The organism is Bacteroides sp. D22 (genome assembly GCF_000163675.1).
GTDB lineage: Bacteria > Bacteroidota > Bacteroidia > Bacteroidales > Bacteroidaceae > Bacteroides > Bacteroides xylanisolvens.
In genome coordinates this window covers 183,380-199,533 of sequence record NZ_GG774804.1, presented here as the reverse complement: position 1 = coordinate 199,533, position 16,154 = coordinate 183,380, and the positions used below count along the sequence as shown (strand labels likewise).

Sequence of the window (16,154 nt, the reverse complement as noted above, 5' to 3'; positions counted from 1 at the left end):
TTCGTTGTCAATTTAATACTTACTACTTTATATCTAATACTTATTTATTTGCCTTTGCAGCAATAGCCTGGTTAGCCGTGATAGCAATCATACGATATACATCTTCAATAGAACAACCACGAGACAAGTCGTTTACCGGACAAGCGATACCCTGAAGGATCGGGCCGATAGCATCAGCATGTCCCAAACGTTGAACTAGCTTATAAGAAATGTTACCTACTTCCAGGCTCGGAACAATCAGTACATTTGCTTGTCCGGCTACCTCCGAACCCGGAGCTTTGCTTGCACCTACTTCAGGAACAAGAGCCGCATCTGCCTGCAGTTCACCGTCCAAATCAAGAGTCGGAGCCATTTCCTTAGCTATTTTAGTTGCTTCTACTACTTTGTCTACCACTTCATGTTTAGCAGAGCCTTTGGTAGAGAAACTCAACATAGCTACTTTCGGATTTTCGATACCGGCAACCGCCTTGGCAGTCTGCGCTGTACAAACTGCAATCTGCGCCAATTGATTAGCATCAGGAACCGGGGTTACGGCCACATCACCCATGACCAAAATTCCATTCTTTCCATATTCGGGAGCATGAGTCAAGAGCAACATAGCACCAGATACGCAAGTGATTCCCGGAGCAGTCTTGATAATCTGCAAAGCAGGACGCAATACATTACCAGTAGTGTTGCGGGCACCAGCCAACTGACCGTCAGCGTCACCATTCTTCATCATTAAACAACCAAAGAATAAAGGATCATTCGTTAACTTGCGGGCTTCTTCGATAGTCATCCCCTTCTTTTTACGAAGTTCACACAACAACTGCGCATATTCTTCGTGTTTCGGAGAAGTTTCAGGATCAATGATAGTAGCTTTACCGATGTTTCCCAATCCCCATTTTGCAGCAAGTTCATTAATTTCTGCCGGTTTACCCAGTAAAATTAGATCAGCGACTTCGTCTGTCAAAATCATATTGGCAGCTTTCAATGTGCGTTCTTCAGTTCCTTCCGGAAGAACAATACGTTGGCGATTTGCTTTCGCACGCGCCACGATTTGGTTGATTAAATTGAGCATAGATATATTGAATATTATTATAAAACGTCCTTACAATTTGTAATTTGCGGTGCAAAAGTACTCAATTTTGCAATATCCACATTACAATTTCGGCTATTTTTCTCTCCCAAGTCTAAAATATTATAATATTTAACACTGTACTCCTATTTTTCATACCTTTGCAGTGTTTTCAAACAAAATCAATAGGTTATTAGTATATGATACGTCAGTGCGCCATTTTATTTGGCTGTTTGGCTTTGGGTGAATTAATAGTTTATCTTACGGGTATCAAGCTCCCCTCCAGCATCATCGGTATGCTGCTGCTCACCCTCTTTTTAAAATTAGGTTGGATTAAACTACACTGGGTACAGGGATTGTCCGACTTTCTGGTTGCCAACTTAGGATTCTTTTTCGTTCCGCCCGGTGTGGCTCTTATGCTATACTTTGATGTTATTGCGGCAGAGTTCTGGCCGATAGTAACAGCGACCATTGTCAGCACCGCGCTTGTACTTGTCGTTACGGGATGGGTACATCAAATCGTCCGCAAGTTCAGGCTGGCACGTCAGATTAAGCTGGCGCGCAAACTTCATCTGACGGATTTCCATCTGTCGGAGAAACTGCACTTTAAAGATAAAATCAACTTAACGAATAAAGACAAATGAGTTTCTTAGAGAATAATTTCTTCCTGCTGGCTATCACCTTCGGGATTTTCTTCTTTGCCAAATTGCTTCAGAAGAAAACAGGACTGGTATTATTAAATCCTATATTGCTGACCATCGCCCTATTAATCATCTTCCTTAAAATGACAAATATCTCATACGAGACCTATAATAAAGGAGGACATCTGATCGAGTTCTGGCTCCGCCCGGCTGTTGTTGCTTTAGGCGTACCTTTATATCTTCAATTGGAGATGATAAAAAAGCAGTTATTGCCTATCCTTCTGTCTCAACTGGCAGGCTGCATTGTCGGAGTTATTTCAGTAGTGCTGATTGCGAAATTCATGGGAGCTTCCCAAGAAGTAATCCTGTCTTTGGCTCCCAAATCGGTTACGACTCCGATTGCGATGGAAGTAACCAAAGCCATTGGCGGTATTCCGTCACTGACGGCGGCAGTTGTTGTGGCAGTTGGTTTATTAGGAGCAATCTGTGGTTTTAAGACCATGAAAATCATGCGTGTAGGCAGTCCGATCGCCCAAGGGCTTTCGATGGGGACAGCCGCTCATGCTGTCGGAACTTCCACCGCAATGGATATCAGCAGCAAATATGGGGCATACGCCAGTCTGGGACTGACACTGAATGGAATCTTCACTGCACTGCTCACACCTACGATCCTTCGATTATTAGGTGTCTTGTAAAAACAAAATCTCTTGATTTTCTGTTATATAAAGAGTTAAACGCAAAAAGCAATTTTATGATTCCATTTAAAGATATCACATTAGCAGACAAAGACACAATCACCTCATTCACGATGAAAAGTGATCGCCGCAATTGCGATCTTTCATTCTCCAATCTTTGCAGCTGGAGGTTCTTATACGACACTCAATTCGCAGTGGTCGACAACTTTCTGGTATTCAAGTTCTGGGCGGGAGAACAACTCGCTTATATGATGCCCGTAGGCACAGGAGATTTGAAAGCAGTATTGTGGGAACTGATAGAAGATGCCCGCAAAGAGAACCAGCATTTCTGTATGCTGGGAGTGTGCAGCAATATGCGCGCTGATCTCGAAGCTATCCTTCCGGAACAGTTCACTTTCACAGAAGACCGCGACTATGCGGATTATATTTATTTGAGAAGTGATCTTTCTACGCTGAAAGGGAAGAAATTCCAGGCGAAAAGAAATCATATCAACCGGTTCCGCAACACTTATCCGGATTACGAATACACACCGATTACCCCGGACCGTATTCAGGAATGTCTGGATCTGGAAGCAGAGTGGTGTAAAGTGAATAATTGTGACCAACAGGAGGGGACAGGCAACGAACGTCGCGCCCTGATTTATGCTCTCCACAACTTCGAGGCACTCGGACTGACGGGAGGTATCTTGCATGTGAACGGTAAAATCGTCGCATTCACATTCGGTATGCCTATCAATCATGAAACATTCGGCGTACATGTAGAAAAAGCGGATACCAGTATTGAAGGTGCGTATGCCATGATTAATTATGAATTTGCCAACCGGATTCCCGAACAATATATTTATATCAACCGGGAAGAGGATTTAGGTATTGAGGGTTTACGCAAAGCCAAACTGTCTTACCAGCCGGCAACGATTCTAGAAAAATATATGGCTTGCCTCAAAGAGCATCCCATGAATATGGTAAAATGGTAAATCCATTATAAATATGATGATAAAGGAGCAAGTAAAAGCATTGTGGAAAATCTGTTTTGACGATAGTGAAGAATTCGTTGAAATGTACTTCAGACTGCGCTATAAAACAGAGGTGAATGTCGCCATCCAAAGTGGCGATGAGGTAATCTCTGCGCTTCAGATGCTTCCTTATCCGATGACTTTCGGCGGAGAAACAGTGCAGACTTCCTATATTTCAGGAGCCTGTACGCATCCCGATTTCCGAAGCAAAGGGGTTATGCGAGAGCTCTTATCACAGTCTTTCGCCCGGATGCTGCGGAATGGAGTACATTTCAGTACATTGATACCGGCAGAGCCCTGGTTGTTCGACTATTATGCCCGCATGGGATATGCTTCCGTATTCAAGTATTCAACTAAAGAGATCGTTTTGCCGGAATTTATTCCTGCTAAAGAGATAGCGGTCAGTGTGGTATCAGAGTTTCAGGAGGAGATCTATTCTTATTTGAATAAGAAGCTTTCCGAACGGGCTTGCTGTATTCAGCACACGCTGGAAGACTTTCAGGTTATTATGACTGATCTTGCCATCAGCGGAGGATACTTATTTGTAGCCAGACAAGAAAACGAAATCAAGGGGGTGACTATTATATATAAAGGAGACAAACATATCATTATCAATGAGCTTTGCGCTGAAGATAAAGATGTGGAATATAGCCTATTGTATGCTATCAGGCAACACACCGGATATAAGCGCATGGTTCAACTCTTACCTCCCGAAGATCAACAGCCTCAACATCCGTTGGGCATGGCACGTATCATCAATGCCAAAGAAGTGCTGCAAATCTATGCCGCAGCTTTTCCCGAAGATGAAATGCAGCTGGAATTATCGGATAAACAACTGTCGGTAAATAACGGTTATTATTATCTGTGTAAAGGGAAGTGCATGTATAGTACCGAGCGGCTGCCCGGTGCGCATATACAGATGAATATTAGCGAACTAACCGATAGAATACTCCAGCCGTTAAAGCCATATATGAGCTTGATGATGAATTAAGACACGAATTACACCACCTAGGAAGAGTACGAAAAAAGAGTTGCAGATAATTCCTTCATATCTTTACTTATTTATATTCATATCTGTTTCTAATACATATACCATTTGAGGGTCAATTTCCGCTGTACGTTCACCATCTCCCTGACGGGTGTGTTGCACAAAGAGATGGAGCTTCCGCTGTTTCTTCCAGAGTTCCGTATCATGAGACGGTTCCCAGGCATCCACGGAAAAGTCGGTCAAATCCGTTATCGTCCATTTACTAATGCCGACGTCGGACGCATGTACCATCGATACACGGCTTCCCCGTTCTTCGTCGCGGAAAATATAAAAGACTTCCCCACCCTCTACCACAATACGCGGACGGGCAATAGGTATCATTTTCGTACCGCCACCCTTCAAGGTAAAAGGTGTTTTGCGATCTGTGATCTGCCGTTGATGCCATACTTTCCCGTCATTCCAGACGATACGGTATTGGGGCACGTCACTATCGGAGTCCCGCCAATAAGTAGCTATATACGGATTTCCTTCTGCATCGGCACTCATACTTGTCTGATTAATCAACTCACAGTTTTGAGGCAAACGACAGGCATACTCTGCATTAGACAATCGGATAGGAAGTTCATATTGCTCTCCACTTGATTTATACCAAGTCACTCCATTATCAAACGAACGGGCATAACATATATCATGGTTTGTTTCCACATGCCAGCTTTCGCGCCACACCCACGAAAGATGGATGGTTCCTTTCTCATCGACATACATTTGCCAATAAGCATTCCGTTTATTTTCTCCATCAATCAGTATATCCTGCACACGAGTCCATTTATGTTCTTTCAGCGAATAACGGTTCATCACCAAGTTGCCACGACCGGAAAAACCGGAACGGTAAACAAACAGTAAATCTCCTCCGGATAAAGAATAAAACTCCGGATAGGTGACATTTCCTTCGTCAACTCCGGTCATCGGTATTTTATCTCCCAGTTTCAGAGAACCGGGAGCAATGCTCCGGCAATAATTCAGTTTATGTCCATGATGATCGAAAGACACGTGTATGTAACCTTCTCCATCCACCATCATACTGATTACATTATGAGCATCCTTTACATTTCCCTGATATTGGGTACGGTGTAAAGTCCATTGTTTCGAATCCAGTTTCCGTTTTCCAAGTATCAGATAGCCGTCGTTATCGTAATAACTGATATATTGTTCCTCACCGTGCGTCACCAGCGAGTTATTCCGAAAGACCGTCGTATTGACCGAAGTACAGCTATATCCCTTTCCTACTTCCACCAAACGCTGGGAACAGACAAGAGTAGGAACAAGTATTATTCCGCAAAGTAGTAGTAATATCCGTTTCATGCTTATCTTCTTTTTTATTTGTCAAAGATGGAAAGAGTCCATTTTTCATGCCAGGGAATTGTTATCTTTCCGTCTTTTACAAGTACAGGCAGCCATACATAGCGTGAGTCTTCCAAGTCTTTCTTTTTCCAGCGGTCGAACATAGCGATGTATGCGTCCTTCTTTCCGATAACAGGCTGAACGTAAGTACTCTGCGCGTAAAACGTTTTATCCGCATCCGGTCCCGTACAAGGATTACCGATCGTTTTCCACGTTCCCATAATAGAATCGGCCACTGCTATTTCGGCCACATTCGGATCCCAGCCTGTGCAACCGGAGCTTAACATATAGTATTTACCATTATATTTAAACACAGCCGGAGCTTCACGAGACTCTTTGACGAAATTACGAGTAAACCGTCCGCTGGGTTTCAGATAATCATCAGTTAAAAGACTAATATACATGGTTTCATTATTTTCCGAAGAATAGAACTGATAAGCACGTCCGTCATCATCCACAAAAACTGTCTGGTCGCGGCTCATCGCATTGTTCGGACGGAAACTTCCCTGATAGACGAACGGCCCGACAGGAGAATCGGCAACTGCCACTCCGGCACAAGCCTTACTGTAATCGGCACTTTCCACATGTGCCCACATTACAAACTTACCGGTCTTCTTATTAAAGATGACTTTCGGACGTTCCAACACTTTGGACGGATGCAGGTCATGATTCGGATCGTCTTTGACTGCCGGAAGCACAATTCCTTCAAATTTCCAATTCAGCAAGTCTTTAGAAGAGTAACAACCTACTCCGGTCACGTCTGTACGATAACACTCCCACGTAGCCCAGTCCGGCAAAATCGTTTTTCCTTTCTTGTATTCACCATACCAATAGTAAGTACCATTGTGATAAAGAAGTCCGCCACCATGGGCATTGATCGGATTTCCATCCGTATCATTCCACACTTGTCCGGGGATAAACGCCATGTTCTTCTGTGCCTGCATTGATACAGGCAATAACAACGCGCAAACGACTCCTGATAATATACACTTGATTATTCTGCAATGTCTATTCATATTCATGATATTAAATAAGATTTCTTGTTTACAAAGATAGATGATACATTAAATATAAAGGTACACTTATGTGTCAAAAAAGGACTAAAAAACAATCATTCTCCGCTAAATGCACGATATTACAGAGCATTTGCACTTCGATTTTAGCCCGCGTTTACCATATAATACGATAGGGATAGGGATTTCACCTATCAGTTCACTCAATAAAAAGAACCTACCCGATTTCAACACAAAGTGATTTTCTGGTCGAGCAGGTCATTTATATATACACATAAAATGCTTTTCTGATAATCCGGTTTCCTAATCCTATATGGCACTTCTCTATCTATGCTTCTGAAAACATACCTGACCTGCTTCCTTATCCATTACTAACTACCCTCTCTTTCATTAATAACAAACTTTCTTTTGATTATAGGTAAACTTCCTATTACCAGTATGTAAACTTACTTTTCAATAAATGCAATCTATAAATGAAAGTTGCGTTTATAAAAACAAAACTTGCAATTATATAAATGGAAGTTTCATTTATATAATCAAAGCTTGCATTTATAGTTTTCTTATAATGCAAAGAAAGTTTGGGTCCTATACAAAGGAAGTTTATCCCTTATAGAAAAGAAGTTTTCTTATAATAGTCTGGAAGCCATCTATTAATACTTCTCCTGCCAGCTATAGATAAAAGATTTAGCAGACTAGACAGCTGTAAAAGCCAGGGTAGAAAGGTGAAAGGAAGGTGAAAGCCAGCCCTTCACCCGCTAATGACGATGAACAGGGCATTGTGAAAGGTGAAGGGTCTTTTCTTGAATATGATTATTTTAGTATACCAGCGTAAGGCAATGTCTGCAACCACAACTGAATGAATTATATCCACGAAACATTTCTCAAATATGATTTCATTCAAAGAATAAAGAAAGCAGTCTATATTGTTTATATTCAAGCAATTATTCATAGCACAATTTGTGTAGCATAAAAAGTGCTACATAAATTATGCTATAAATATTGATTCTATCAAACTTTTACCGAACAATCATTGCCACATGATCCCACAACAAACGGTAGCACTATCATCTATTTGTTTACCAATACAGCACCTCCCTGCGGAAGAATCTCCAGCTGTACTTTACCGTTCTCTTTTACTTTCAACGGCACTAGCTGTGGTGCTCCTTTTTTATCATCCTTATACAGAGAAACTGTTTTTCCGGCAAACATCTCTAAATCCAGTTTCAACTTCAATGTTTCTTTTCCTGCATTAATGGCCGCCACATACCAAGTGCCACCGTGACGACGTGCCAAGACTACATATTTCCCCGGATATCCGTCAATGAAACACGTCTCATCCCACGTGGTAGGAATCGTTTTCATATAGTCCATGCAAACAGGGGAAACATCTTTCAGGTTGTTGGGGGCAAGTGCAAAGTTCTGTACCGGATTCTGGAATAACACGGTAGTGGCTAATTGAAATATATCAGTAGTGCGACGCGTAGTTCCTCCGTCATTGTTGCGGTTCAGCCGTTTGTTCAGGAAACAGCCGCCAAATTCCATGCTACCCACCGTATTGCGGATAAACGGATGCAGACAAGCATTGAAAGCCTCTTTATCGCAGAAGTGCTGGTTGAATACCATATTCTCGGATGCCAGTACGGCTTCACTACCTACATAATTCGGATACATGCGTTCCCATCCGCGAGGGATTGTACAACCGTGGAAGATCACCATCAGGCCGTGATCGTCGGCATCACTCAAGATTTCTTCATACAGGCGCATCGTTTCTTGCTTGTCGCCACCAAAGAAATCGACTTTAATGCCTTTTACTCCGAGACTCTGCAACCATTTCATCTCGCGTTTGCGGATAATGGCGTTGTCCATGTGATTAACCGGTCCTTGCTCAATATCATTCCAATAACCGGAAGAGCTATACCATAAGAAGAGTTCCACGCCTTTACTACGTGCGTATTCTACCAAAGACTTCATGCGGTCGCGACCGATGTTCGTATCCCACCAGTTATCAATCAACGCATACTCATATCCCATTGCCGCAGCAAAATCAATATATCGCACCTGATCGTCATAGTTGATACTACCATCCTGCCAAAGAATCCAGCTCCATGTGCCACGTCCGAAACGGTAGTCATATTTTGTTTCATAAAGAGGACGCACGACATCCCACGTAACAGTTGTTTCCACAATCGGTTTCAAAGTTTCGCCAACAGTTATGGTACGCCAGGGAGTGGCTCCCGGCAAGGCAAATGCTGGAGCAACCGTTCCGTTGCCATTATTTTCTTCTGCCATCGGGAAAGCAATCGTATACAGATTACCTTCGCTCACATCGCTTAAACGTGAGCCGCAATATCGACTGTCCACTCCTGTCTCGCTAACCAGCACCCAACCATCGTCACCGATACGGAACAGGCAAGGGAATGTGTAACCATGCCCGTACTGGGAACGGTCACTCATCGGAGCATCTGCCTTGTATTCTTCCTCATAACTGGGTTTTGTACGCTTCCATCCTATCATGGCATCGCTTTGCGGACACAAGAAAGTAGTAGTCTGTTGCGGAAAACGGAAACCGGTTTCTTCGGCAGTCACCGTTACACTTCCTTTTCCATCCTGACGCGGCAGGGTATAACAGAAAGCTACATCATTGTTGCTGACACGAAAGACAACGTCTATTTTCTGTCCTTTCGGATTCTCAAATTGACAGTTCAGCTCGTTTGCCTGATAATGCACTTGTGAGGTTTTAATACGATCCTGACGATAGACGGTATCAATCGGGGTGACCGTATGCCCTGTCAGTTTCATTCCTTTAGCAAAGTCACCGATATTCGTGTTCATACCCAAAGGTGATTTCTCCAGCATGGTTTTCCCATTATAGGTAATGGAATAACTTGGCTTTTCGGCAGGGGAAGTAAAGACAACCAATTGCAGTTTTTCATCCGGTCCTTTCACGACCACGTCTTGTGCCATCAGCGAAGTCAGACAGCAACCAGCCACCAGTAGAGTGCTTATTATCTTCTTCATATTATTCATGTTATTATGTTCTTCATTTATTTCCTGTTATTTCTCATTTGCCTTTTTTATCCGGATCACCGTAAAAGAGTAGGCAGACAATTGGCATTCAAACTTTTCTGCCACTTCCACCGTATCTTCAACAGGTAGCGGAGTATCTGCCGGTTTGCCGGTCAGTACGGTTCTCTTTGCAGAAGGCTGTACCGCACCGATTCCGGAAAGGTCGACATGAGTATTAACCTCTACTGGAAGTAAGTTGACCAACTTCACAATCACATCTCCACTTGCCGAATCGCGGACAATGGAAGAAGCAAAACGTTTCTGCACTTTATCGTCTTTATTATCCAAAGTGATTTTCGACGGCAAATATTCGTTTCCGGCATTCTGTCCGTAGAGTTTCTGCACATAATATCCGGTAGTAGGTTTCACTTCCCGGTTATTGAAGTAAATCAAATCCGGATTCCATTGGGTATGTCCTTCTTTGGCGAGAAGAGGAGCATAGGAAGTCATGTGTACAACGTCTCCATTGCGTTCCAAGGCAGCAAGATAAAGAGCTTCCGTCAGTGCAGTTTCGATATTCGCTTTTCGTCCCGGGATATGAGTCGCATATTCGCCCAGATATACTTTTGTCTTTTTCGAACGGTCATATTTATCGTAGAAATCCTGATTGTTCAGGAACCATCCCGGAGTCTGATAATAATGTTCGTCCACCATCGGCACACCCAGTTTGTCGGCCAGTTTCCATCCTTCTACGTAGTCTGTACCTTCATTGAACGGTCCTACTGTACCTACAACGATCATTTCCGGATATTTTTCTTTGATGGCATTAAATATCATTGTAAAACGTTCTTCGAAGATATCGGTGATGAGATCTTCATTTCCGATACCGATGTATTTCAGGTTGAAAGGTTTCGGATGGCCTGCTTCGGCACGTACCTTTCCCCACTTTGTCTTCTTAGCGTCGCCATTTGCCCATTCTATCAAATCAAGAATATCCTGAATATAAGCCCCCATTTCGCTCATTGGGATACCGCCTTGCTGTCCGCCTCTCAAGTCACCGTGACAGGCAGAGTTCTGGCAAGGAACACCGGCTGCCAATACCGGAAGCGGTTCTGCGCCAATATCTTCGCAGAATTGGAAATATTCAAAATATCCCAGTCCCATGCTTTGATGATACCCCCAAAGGTTACGTTGCGCCTTTCTTGCTTCTAACGGACCGACTGTGTTTTTCCATTGATAGATATTCTTCAGACCATCACCATGAGCCACACAGCCACCGGGAAAACGGATGAAACGGGGATGAATGTCAGCTAACACTTGAGCCAGATCCTTGCGGAGTCCGTTCTTGCGTCCTTTAAATGTATGCTGCGGAAACAGGGAAACCATATCCAGATTCAATTCTCCAGCAGATTGGGGAATGATTTCGAGACGAGTATCTGCGGTTACTTTGGCAGTAATCACTGTTTTATACGTTTTCCATTGGCGGGAAGATACAGTCAGAGAAGTCTCTCCACATATATTTCCTTCTCCATCTACCAAACGAACCTGCAATTTGTTTGATTGCCCCTGCGGAACCCTTGCGAATATGGAAAAATCATATTTCTCTCCGACATTCAGCGCGATACCATCAAAGCCTGTATTTTCTAACGCGGCTCCCGGTCGTTCTACATTCAATACGGCATAATGCGGATTATTGGCATGAATAGGATCGCTAGTGTTAATGGCAAAAGTGGTTTTATCTCCTTTCAATGTCCAGGAATGAGTACTATTCCAGTTCTTATCCCCTTCCCTGTCTGAAGGGTCGTATTCGAAATCACGGTTCTGGATCAGCTCTGCATAGAGTCCTCCGTCTGCCGAATAATTAATATCTTCAAAGAAAGCACCCAACAAGACATCGCTGATGGCTTTGGCACGTTCGGGCTGTACGGTGACCATTGCATTTACAGGCTTCAAACCGGCAAAACGTTCTCCATCCTGCACCGGACGCTCTTCATGCAATGAGTTCCGATATTGATTCCAGCCATAATTCTTATTTAATCCACCTACCAAAGTCCATGCTACCCGGTTGATAGTTCCTTTCTGCTCCTCTCCGGCAACTACGGCTTTCACTCTTGTTCCGTCAAAATCGGAAGTAGTACGGGGATATTTCTGGCTGGTCCAGTTTATCAAGTCTTTAGAAGTGGCCTGACCGTATCCATCACGATCATTCAATTTCCAGGTACATATCCATTCGCCAGCGGGCGACTGTTTCAAATAAGGGTCGAGCATTTTCTTCTGTGATCCCCAACGGCTGTAATCACACCGGAGATATCCGTAGTTCCGGCCGACTTCAAACCAGTTTTCCTTATCCATGCTCCAGGCAAAACGAAGCCCGCTACGTCCGTCGTCTCCGGAAGTAGCGAAGGAAAAGAGATAAACCGAATCGGGGGTACTCGTCATTTCTTTGATTGCAGCTAAAGTGACTTGCTGAAACGACAAAAACAAGACAACTAAAAACAGGAATAATTTTCTCATGGTATCTATTGCATTAAGATTATCAATCGCAAAGTTAAGATTTTCATTATTCTAACTGATATATTTCAAGCTATAATTGGTTGTTTTACACTTAAAAATATATAAGAAACAAGTAAACAAGGGTAAAATATACACTTTTTCCAATATCGTATACTATTTTCCTGGATTACACTAGTGAATCCACCTTATCTTAATAACTCAAAAAAAGACGAAAGAGTAAATGTATTTATCTGTAAATGAAGACTACCCGCTTGAAATTCATTGAATTTGTAGATGAGAGGTGCCCAAATTTCCTTTCAACGAAATCATCTTCGCGACAAGAAGCTGTGGCGAGGATGATTTCTAATTTAGATGGGTTTTGACCTTCCTCCTTTAGATCAGAAACCTTCCGGTTTACCATACGCCTTGAAAAGGCGTTGCAATTCTTTTTGAGTAATTGGAATAACAGTACCGTGGCGTGGATGGAAATCCATACTAACGGCATGGTCAATCACTTTGAAGTGTTCCAAATCAGCACTTTCCGTAAACTGGTATTTGCCTTTCATATACACATCGTACATCAAGATATACTTATCCGAGCCAATCAATGGAAAGATGCCCGCACCCTCTACTGCATCCTTCGTCTGCTGCTTATAGTCATCTGATTCCGTCCACTGTCCGGAGGTCAGAGAGGAAGTAGTAGCCTTCTTAATGCCATTTCCATTCCCTTCCGTTTTATAGAACAAGTGATAAAGCCCGCCTTTATAAATGATGTCGCCGTCAATACATGACTTTTCGTTTTTCGGAAGAAACAGCGGTTTCGGTTCTCCTTCTATATCGGTAAAATCCTTGTTAGCATAAGCATAATAAATGATGTCCGGGCCATTGCCATGTTGCATGGACCAATAGATCATGTATTTTCCGGCCTCCTTGTCATAAATCGTTTGTGGCGCCCACACACGTTTCAGGTTTTCCTGATCGGGATATTTCTTCTGGATATTCACGATATTGGAAGTCCAGTGTACAAGGTCTTTCGATTTCAGCAATACCATGGCGCGATTAGAACTCCATCCATTAGCAGATACCATATCTGTAACTACCATATAAAACGTCTTCCCGTCTTCACAACGTAAAATATGGGGATCGCGCACTCCGCCTGTTGAACTAATCACCCGGGAATCAAGTACCGGTTGATTTCCATTCAAGGCTTTATAATTATATCCGTCGAGACTAACAGCCATCCTGACGGCTTCTTCACTCATGCGATTGCCGGTGAAATAAACAAACAGGTAGGCAGATTGTTGGCAATATCCAGTCAACACTCCTACAAAGAGGAGTGCGAAAAGGATTATATTTTTTTTCATATCTATTATCATTTCAATGCTTGTACATCAATAGTTTAGTAATTAAAGTCAGCAGATTTCACATACACCCGATATTCTTTAATCATGCCCGGATATTCTTTTTCGGCACGGGGCAGATAGCGGAAGCCGGTCACTGTTTCCACTTTACTCAAGTCAATCACCAGTTGATGAGGATAAGGGACATTATCCACAGTCATCCAGAAAGTAGATTCCTGCAAATCAAATATTTTGTCGGCTGTACGGTTGCCGCTACGCGTTTCTTCGCTATCGGCATAACGAATCTTCCAATGTTCACGAGATACCGGTTTGCCATTAGCTCCCAGGACATCGAACTCTGCTACTGCCGCGATGTTATTATTTGCTTGCGGAGAAAGCGCTTCCAAACAGAAATAACGTCCTTTCACTGGAGCAGCAAATCGTACTTCCTGCCAGCCGTTGCCCGGAGTGAAAGCACCTTCGTGTGTTACTTTCTCACCTGCCAGTTTCAGTTTTTCTCCATCCTTGCGGTGTGTTTCGGGAGCTTTTTCACGAAGCACATCAAGAATAGGTTTCTTCAAGCCTTTGATAGAAGCCTTGGCAGGACCTTTCAAATCCAATACGAGAATTTCATTCTCTCCTTCTTTGAGCCAGCAACCCGGCATAAAGAGGGTCTGTTGCGGACCGATTTCCCAGAAACGTCCCATTGCATGACCGTTCACCCAAACCATACCTTTACCCCATGTGCTCATATCCAGAAATGTATCTCCTACTTTATCCAGTTTAAAAGTGCTCTTGTAGTAAGCAGGCATAGCCGGTAGTATTTTTGTATCGTTATATTTCTTGTCTTTAATAAAAGAATAATCTACCGGGAAGTTGTACACAGTCCAGTTTTTCAATTCCTTAGTCTGATTACCCGAAACTAGTTCCACCTTTTCCGTGATACCTTTGCGGTCGTGAATGGATTTGTCAAAGTTGACACGTCCCATTGCTTCCACCAGAATATCCAGTTGCGTACCTTTTTTCAGTGCGGGCAAAGTCGTAGTAAATTCTCCTTTACGACGGTCCAAACGCGCCAGAAGTTTGCCGTCGGCATAGATTTGCGCCCAGTCGTGCACTTCCGTAATCTTCAAAACGGTTCCTGCGAGGGTTGCTTCAGGCAGTGTGGTCCGATACAGAATAGTTCCCCATCCTTGATTGAATTGTTCCATCGGTTGAATATCCACTGTTTGTTTGGCTTCCGGCAAATTCGAGAATAGTGGAGCCACTTTATTAAAATGAATTTCAGGAATCTCAATAACAGGCAAAGCGGCGGGGACTTCAGGCAATGATTCACCGGCCGGAAGATAATTTTTCAATAAATCGCGAAGCAAGAAAAACTTTTCGGTGGTCCATCCAGCTTCACTGATCGGAGCGTCATAATCGTACGAACTGCACATAGCGGAATAAGCAGGGTTGTTTGCACCTCCCCAATGACCAAAAGTCGTTCCTCCGTGAGTCATATAGAGACTGAAAGAGATATTCCGGTCGAGCATATCCTTGATGCCCTGTACCATATCTTTTGCAGGACGTGTTTCGTGTTTCCGTCCCCAATGGTCGAACCATCCGCTCCAGAACTCACTACACATCAATGGAGTTTCGGGACGAAGTTCTTTCAGTTTCTTAAACTGCTGGTCGATATTAGCTCCAGTTCCGAAATTCACAGTCCAAATCAAATCGTCGAGTGCATTATTGGTAAAGTTACTGCTCCAGTCACATTGAAACAGAGGCACATCGGTAAAACCGGATTCACGTACCAAATCACGCACGGCAGAAACGTATGGTTTATCGGTTCCGTAAGAGCCATACTCGTTCTCCACCTGAACCATGATAATATTTCCTCCTTTATTCACTTGCAACGGAGCCAGTTGCTTACCGACTTCTTTCATAAAAATGCCTACCCGTTCCATGTAATAAGGATCAAGCGTGCGCAAAGCTACGTCTTTTTTCTTTAACAGCCACCAGGGAAGTCCTCCCATCTCCCATTCCGCACACACATACGGACCGGGACGGACAATGACGTACATTCCATGTTGCTGCGCAAGTTTACAGAAAGCGGCAATATCATTCTGCCCGGAGAAGTCGAACTTTCCTTCTTCCTGTTCGTGGATATTCCAGAAAATATAAATGCAAATCGTATTCATTCCCAATGCTTTGCACATCTCTATGCGATGACTCCAGTAAGCCTGTGGGATACGGGTGTAATGCAATTCAGCCGCCTTCACTACAAATGGTTTTCCATCAAGCAGGAATGTGTTCTTGCCCGCCTCAAATTTGTGGGCAGTGGTTTGCGCCTGTGCACTACTAAAGAGAATAACTGTAAAAAGTACCAGTAAAGCAATAATTTTGTTTTTCATGGTTTATTCAAAAATAGAATTTTAATAGTATACGGCAAAGGTAGGCGATTCACCTAAAAAGGAGGGGATAATTATCATTCAAAAAGGGTTAGAAATAAAGCAAAATAGACG

11 protein-coding genes are annotated in these 16,154 nt (G+C 43.2%); 4 read left to right on the top strand and 7 right to left on the bottom strand.

The genetic code is table 11. From position 1 onward, the window contains the following. Nucleotides 1-40 precede the first annotated feature (40 nt). Complete coding sequence (gene pta / locus HMPREF0106_RS13745; protein ID WP_009039813.1) at nucleotides 41-1,060, bottom strand: phosphate acetyltransferase; 1,020 nt, start codon at nucleotides 1,058-1,060, stop codon at nucleotides 41-43. 197 nt (nucleotides 1,061-1,257) lie between these two features. Between pta and HMPREF0106_RS13750 the strand changes: the two genes are divergently transcribed. The 4 genes from HMPREF0106_RS13750 to HMPREF0106_RS13765 are packed head-to-tail and all read left to right on the top strand — an operon-like array spanning nucleotide 1,258 to nucleotide 4,397. Next, the gene (locus HMPREF0106_RS13750; protein WP_008645890.1) at nucleotides 1,258-1,701 is read left to right on the top strand and encodes a CidA/LrgA family protein; all 444 of its coding nucleotides are present in this window, start codon (nucleotides 1,258-1,260) and stop codon (nucleotides 1,699-1,701) included. Beyond that, nucleotides 1,698-2,393 carry an LrgB family protein gene (locus HMPREF0106_RS13755; protein ID WP_004305057.1) on the top strand — a complete coding sequence of 232 codons (696 nt, stop codon included), beginning with the start codon at nucleotides 1,698-1,700 and terminating at the stop codon, nucleotides 2,391-2,393. Before HMPREF0106_RS13750 ends, HMPREF0106_RS13755 begins: the two co-directional genes overlap by 4 nt. Before the next feature lie 56 nt (nucleotides 2,394-2,449). Next, nucleotides 2,450-3,367 (top strand): DUF2156 domain-containing protein, encoded by a 918-nt coding sequence (locus HMPREF0106_RS13760; RefSeq protein WP_004305058.1) that lies wholly within the window; start codon nucleotides 2,450-2,452, stop codon nucleotides 3,365-3,367. A 13-nt stretch (nucleotides 3,368-3,380) separates the two neighbouring features. Next, the gene (locus tag HMPREF0106_RS13765; RefSeq protein ID WP_032851281.1) at nucleotides 3,381-4,397 is read left to right on the top strand and encodes a GNAT family N-acetyltransferase; all 1,017 of its coding nucleotides are present in this window, start codon (nucleotides 3,381-3,383) and stop codon (nucleotides 4,395-4,397) included. Between the two features lie 63 nt (nucleotides 4,398-4,460). On the opposite strand, the gene HMPREF0106_RS13770 is transcribed toward HMPREF0106_RS13765, so the two are convergent. The 6 genes from HMPREF0106_RS13770 to HMPREF0106_RS13795 all read right to left on the bottom strand — a co-directional run bounded on the left by HMPREF0106_RS13770 (nucleotide 4,461) and on the right by HMPREF0106_RS13795 (nucleotide 16,043). Further along, nucleotides 4,461-5,756: a BNR repeat-containing protein gene (locus HMPREF0106_RS13770; protein ID WP_009039811.1), complete on the bottom strand. Its 1,296-nt coding sequence runs from the start codon at nucleotides 5,754-5,756 to the stop codon at nucleotides 4,461-4,463. Nucleotides 5,757-5,770: 14 nt separating this feature from the next. Then, nucleotides 5,771-6,811 (bottom strand): glycoside hydrolase family 43 protein, encoded by a 1,041-nt coding sequence (locus tag HMPREF0106_RS13775; RefSeq protein WP_009039810.1) that lies wholly within the window; start codon nucleotides 6,809-6,811, stop codon nucleotides 5,771-5,773. Between the two features lie 1,065 nt (nucleotides 6,812-7,876). Continuing rightward, nucleotides 7,877-9,826 (bottom strand): glycoside hydrolase family 97 protein, encoded by a 1,950-nt coding sequence (locus HMPREF0106_RS13780; protein ID WP_032851296.1) that lies wholly within the window; start codon nucleotides 9,824-9,826, stop codon nucleotides 7,877-7,879. A gap of 36 nt (nucleotides 9,827-9,862) precedes the next feature. Next, complete coding sequence (locus tag HMPREF0106_RS13785; RefSeq protein WP_009039808.1) at nucleotides 9,863-12,328, bottom strand: alpha-L-arabinofuranosidase C-terminal domain-containing protein; 2,466 nt, start codon at nucleotides 12,326-12,328, stop codon at nucleotides 9,863-9,865. Nucleotides 12,329-12,705: 377 nt separating this feature from the next. Then, the gene (locus HMPREF0106_RS13790; protein ID WP_009039807.1) at nucleotides 12,706-13,683 is read right to left on the bottom strand and encodes a glycoside hydrolase family 43 protein; all 978 of its coding nucleotides are present in this window, start codon (nucleotides 13,681-13,683) and stop codon (nucleotides 12,706-12,708) included. 23 nt (nucleotides 13,684-13,706) lie between these two features. Then, nucleotides 13,707-16,043 (bottom strand): beta-galactosidase, encoded by a 2,337-nt coding sequence (locus tag HMPREF0106_RS13795; protein WP_009039806.1) that lies wholly within the window; start codon nucleotides 16,041-16,043, stop codon nucleotides 13,707-13,709. Between the last annotated feature and the right edge of the window lie 111 nt (nucleotides 16,044-16,154).

What these genes read in the sequence shown, in the direction of transcription:
- pta (WP_009039813.1), bottom strand. Translation starts at nt 1,060, where the DNA reads ATGCTCAATTTAATCAACCAAATCGTGGCGCGTGCGAAAGCAAATCGC.
- HMPREF0106_RS13750 (WP_008645890.1), top strand. Translation starts at nt 1,258, where the DNA reads ATGATACGTCAGTGCGCCATTTTATTTGGCTGTTTGGCTTTGGGTGAA.
- HMPREF0106_RS13755 (WP_004305057.1), top strand. Translation starts at nt 1,698, where the DNA reads ATGAGTTTCTTAGAGAATAATTTCTTCCTGCTGGCTATCACCTTCGGG.
- HMPREF0106_RS13760 (WP_004305058.1), top strand. Translation starts at nt 2,450, where the DNA reads ATGATTCCATTTAAAGATATCACATTAGCAGACAAAGACACAATCACC.
- HMPREF0106_RS13765 (WP_032851281.1), top strand. Translation starts at nt 3,381, where the DNA reads ATGATGATAAAGGAGCAAGTAAAAGCATTGTGGAAAATCTGTTTTGAC.
- HMPREF0106_RS13770 (WP_009039811.1), bottom strand. Translation starts at nt 5,756, where the DNA reads ATGAAACGGATATTACTACTACTTTGCGGAATAATACTTGTTCCTACT.
- HMPREF0106_RS13775 (WP_009039810.1), bottom strand. Translation starts at nt 6,811, where the DNA reads ATGAATAGACATTGCAGAATAATCAAGTGTATATTATCAGGAGTCGTT.
- HMPREF0106_RS13780 (WP_032851296.1), bottom strand. Translation starts at nt 9,826, where the DNA reads ATGAAGAAGATAATAAGCACTCTACTGGTGGCTGGTTGCTGTCTGACT.
- HMPREF0106_RS13785 (WP_009039808.1), bottom strand. Translation starts at nt 12,328, where the DNA reads ATGAGAAAATTATTCCTGTTTTTAGTTGTCTTGTTTTTGTCGTTTCAG.
- HMPREF0106_RS13790 (WP_009039807.1), bottom strand. Translation starts at nt 13,683, where the DNA reads ATGATAATAGATATGAAAAAAAATATAATCCTTTTCGCACTCCTCTTT.
- HMPREF0106_RS13795 (WP_009039806.1), bottom strand. Translation starts at nt 16,043, where the DNA reads ATGAAAAACAAAATTATTGCTTTACTGGTACTTTTTACAGTTATTCTC.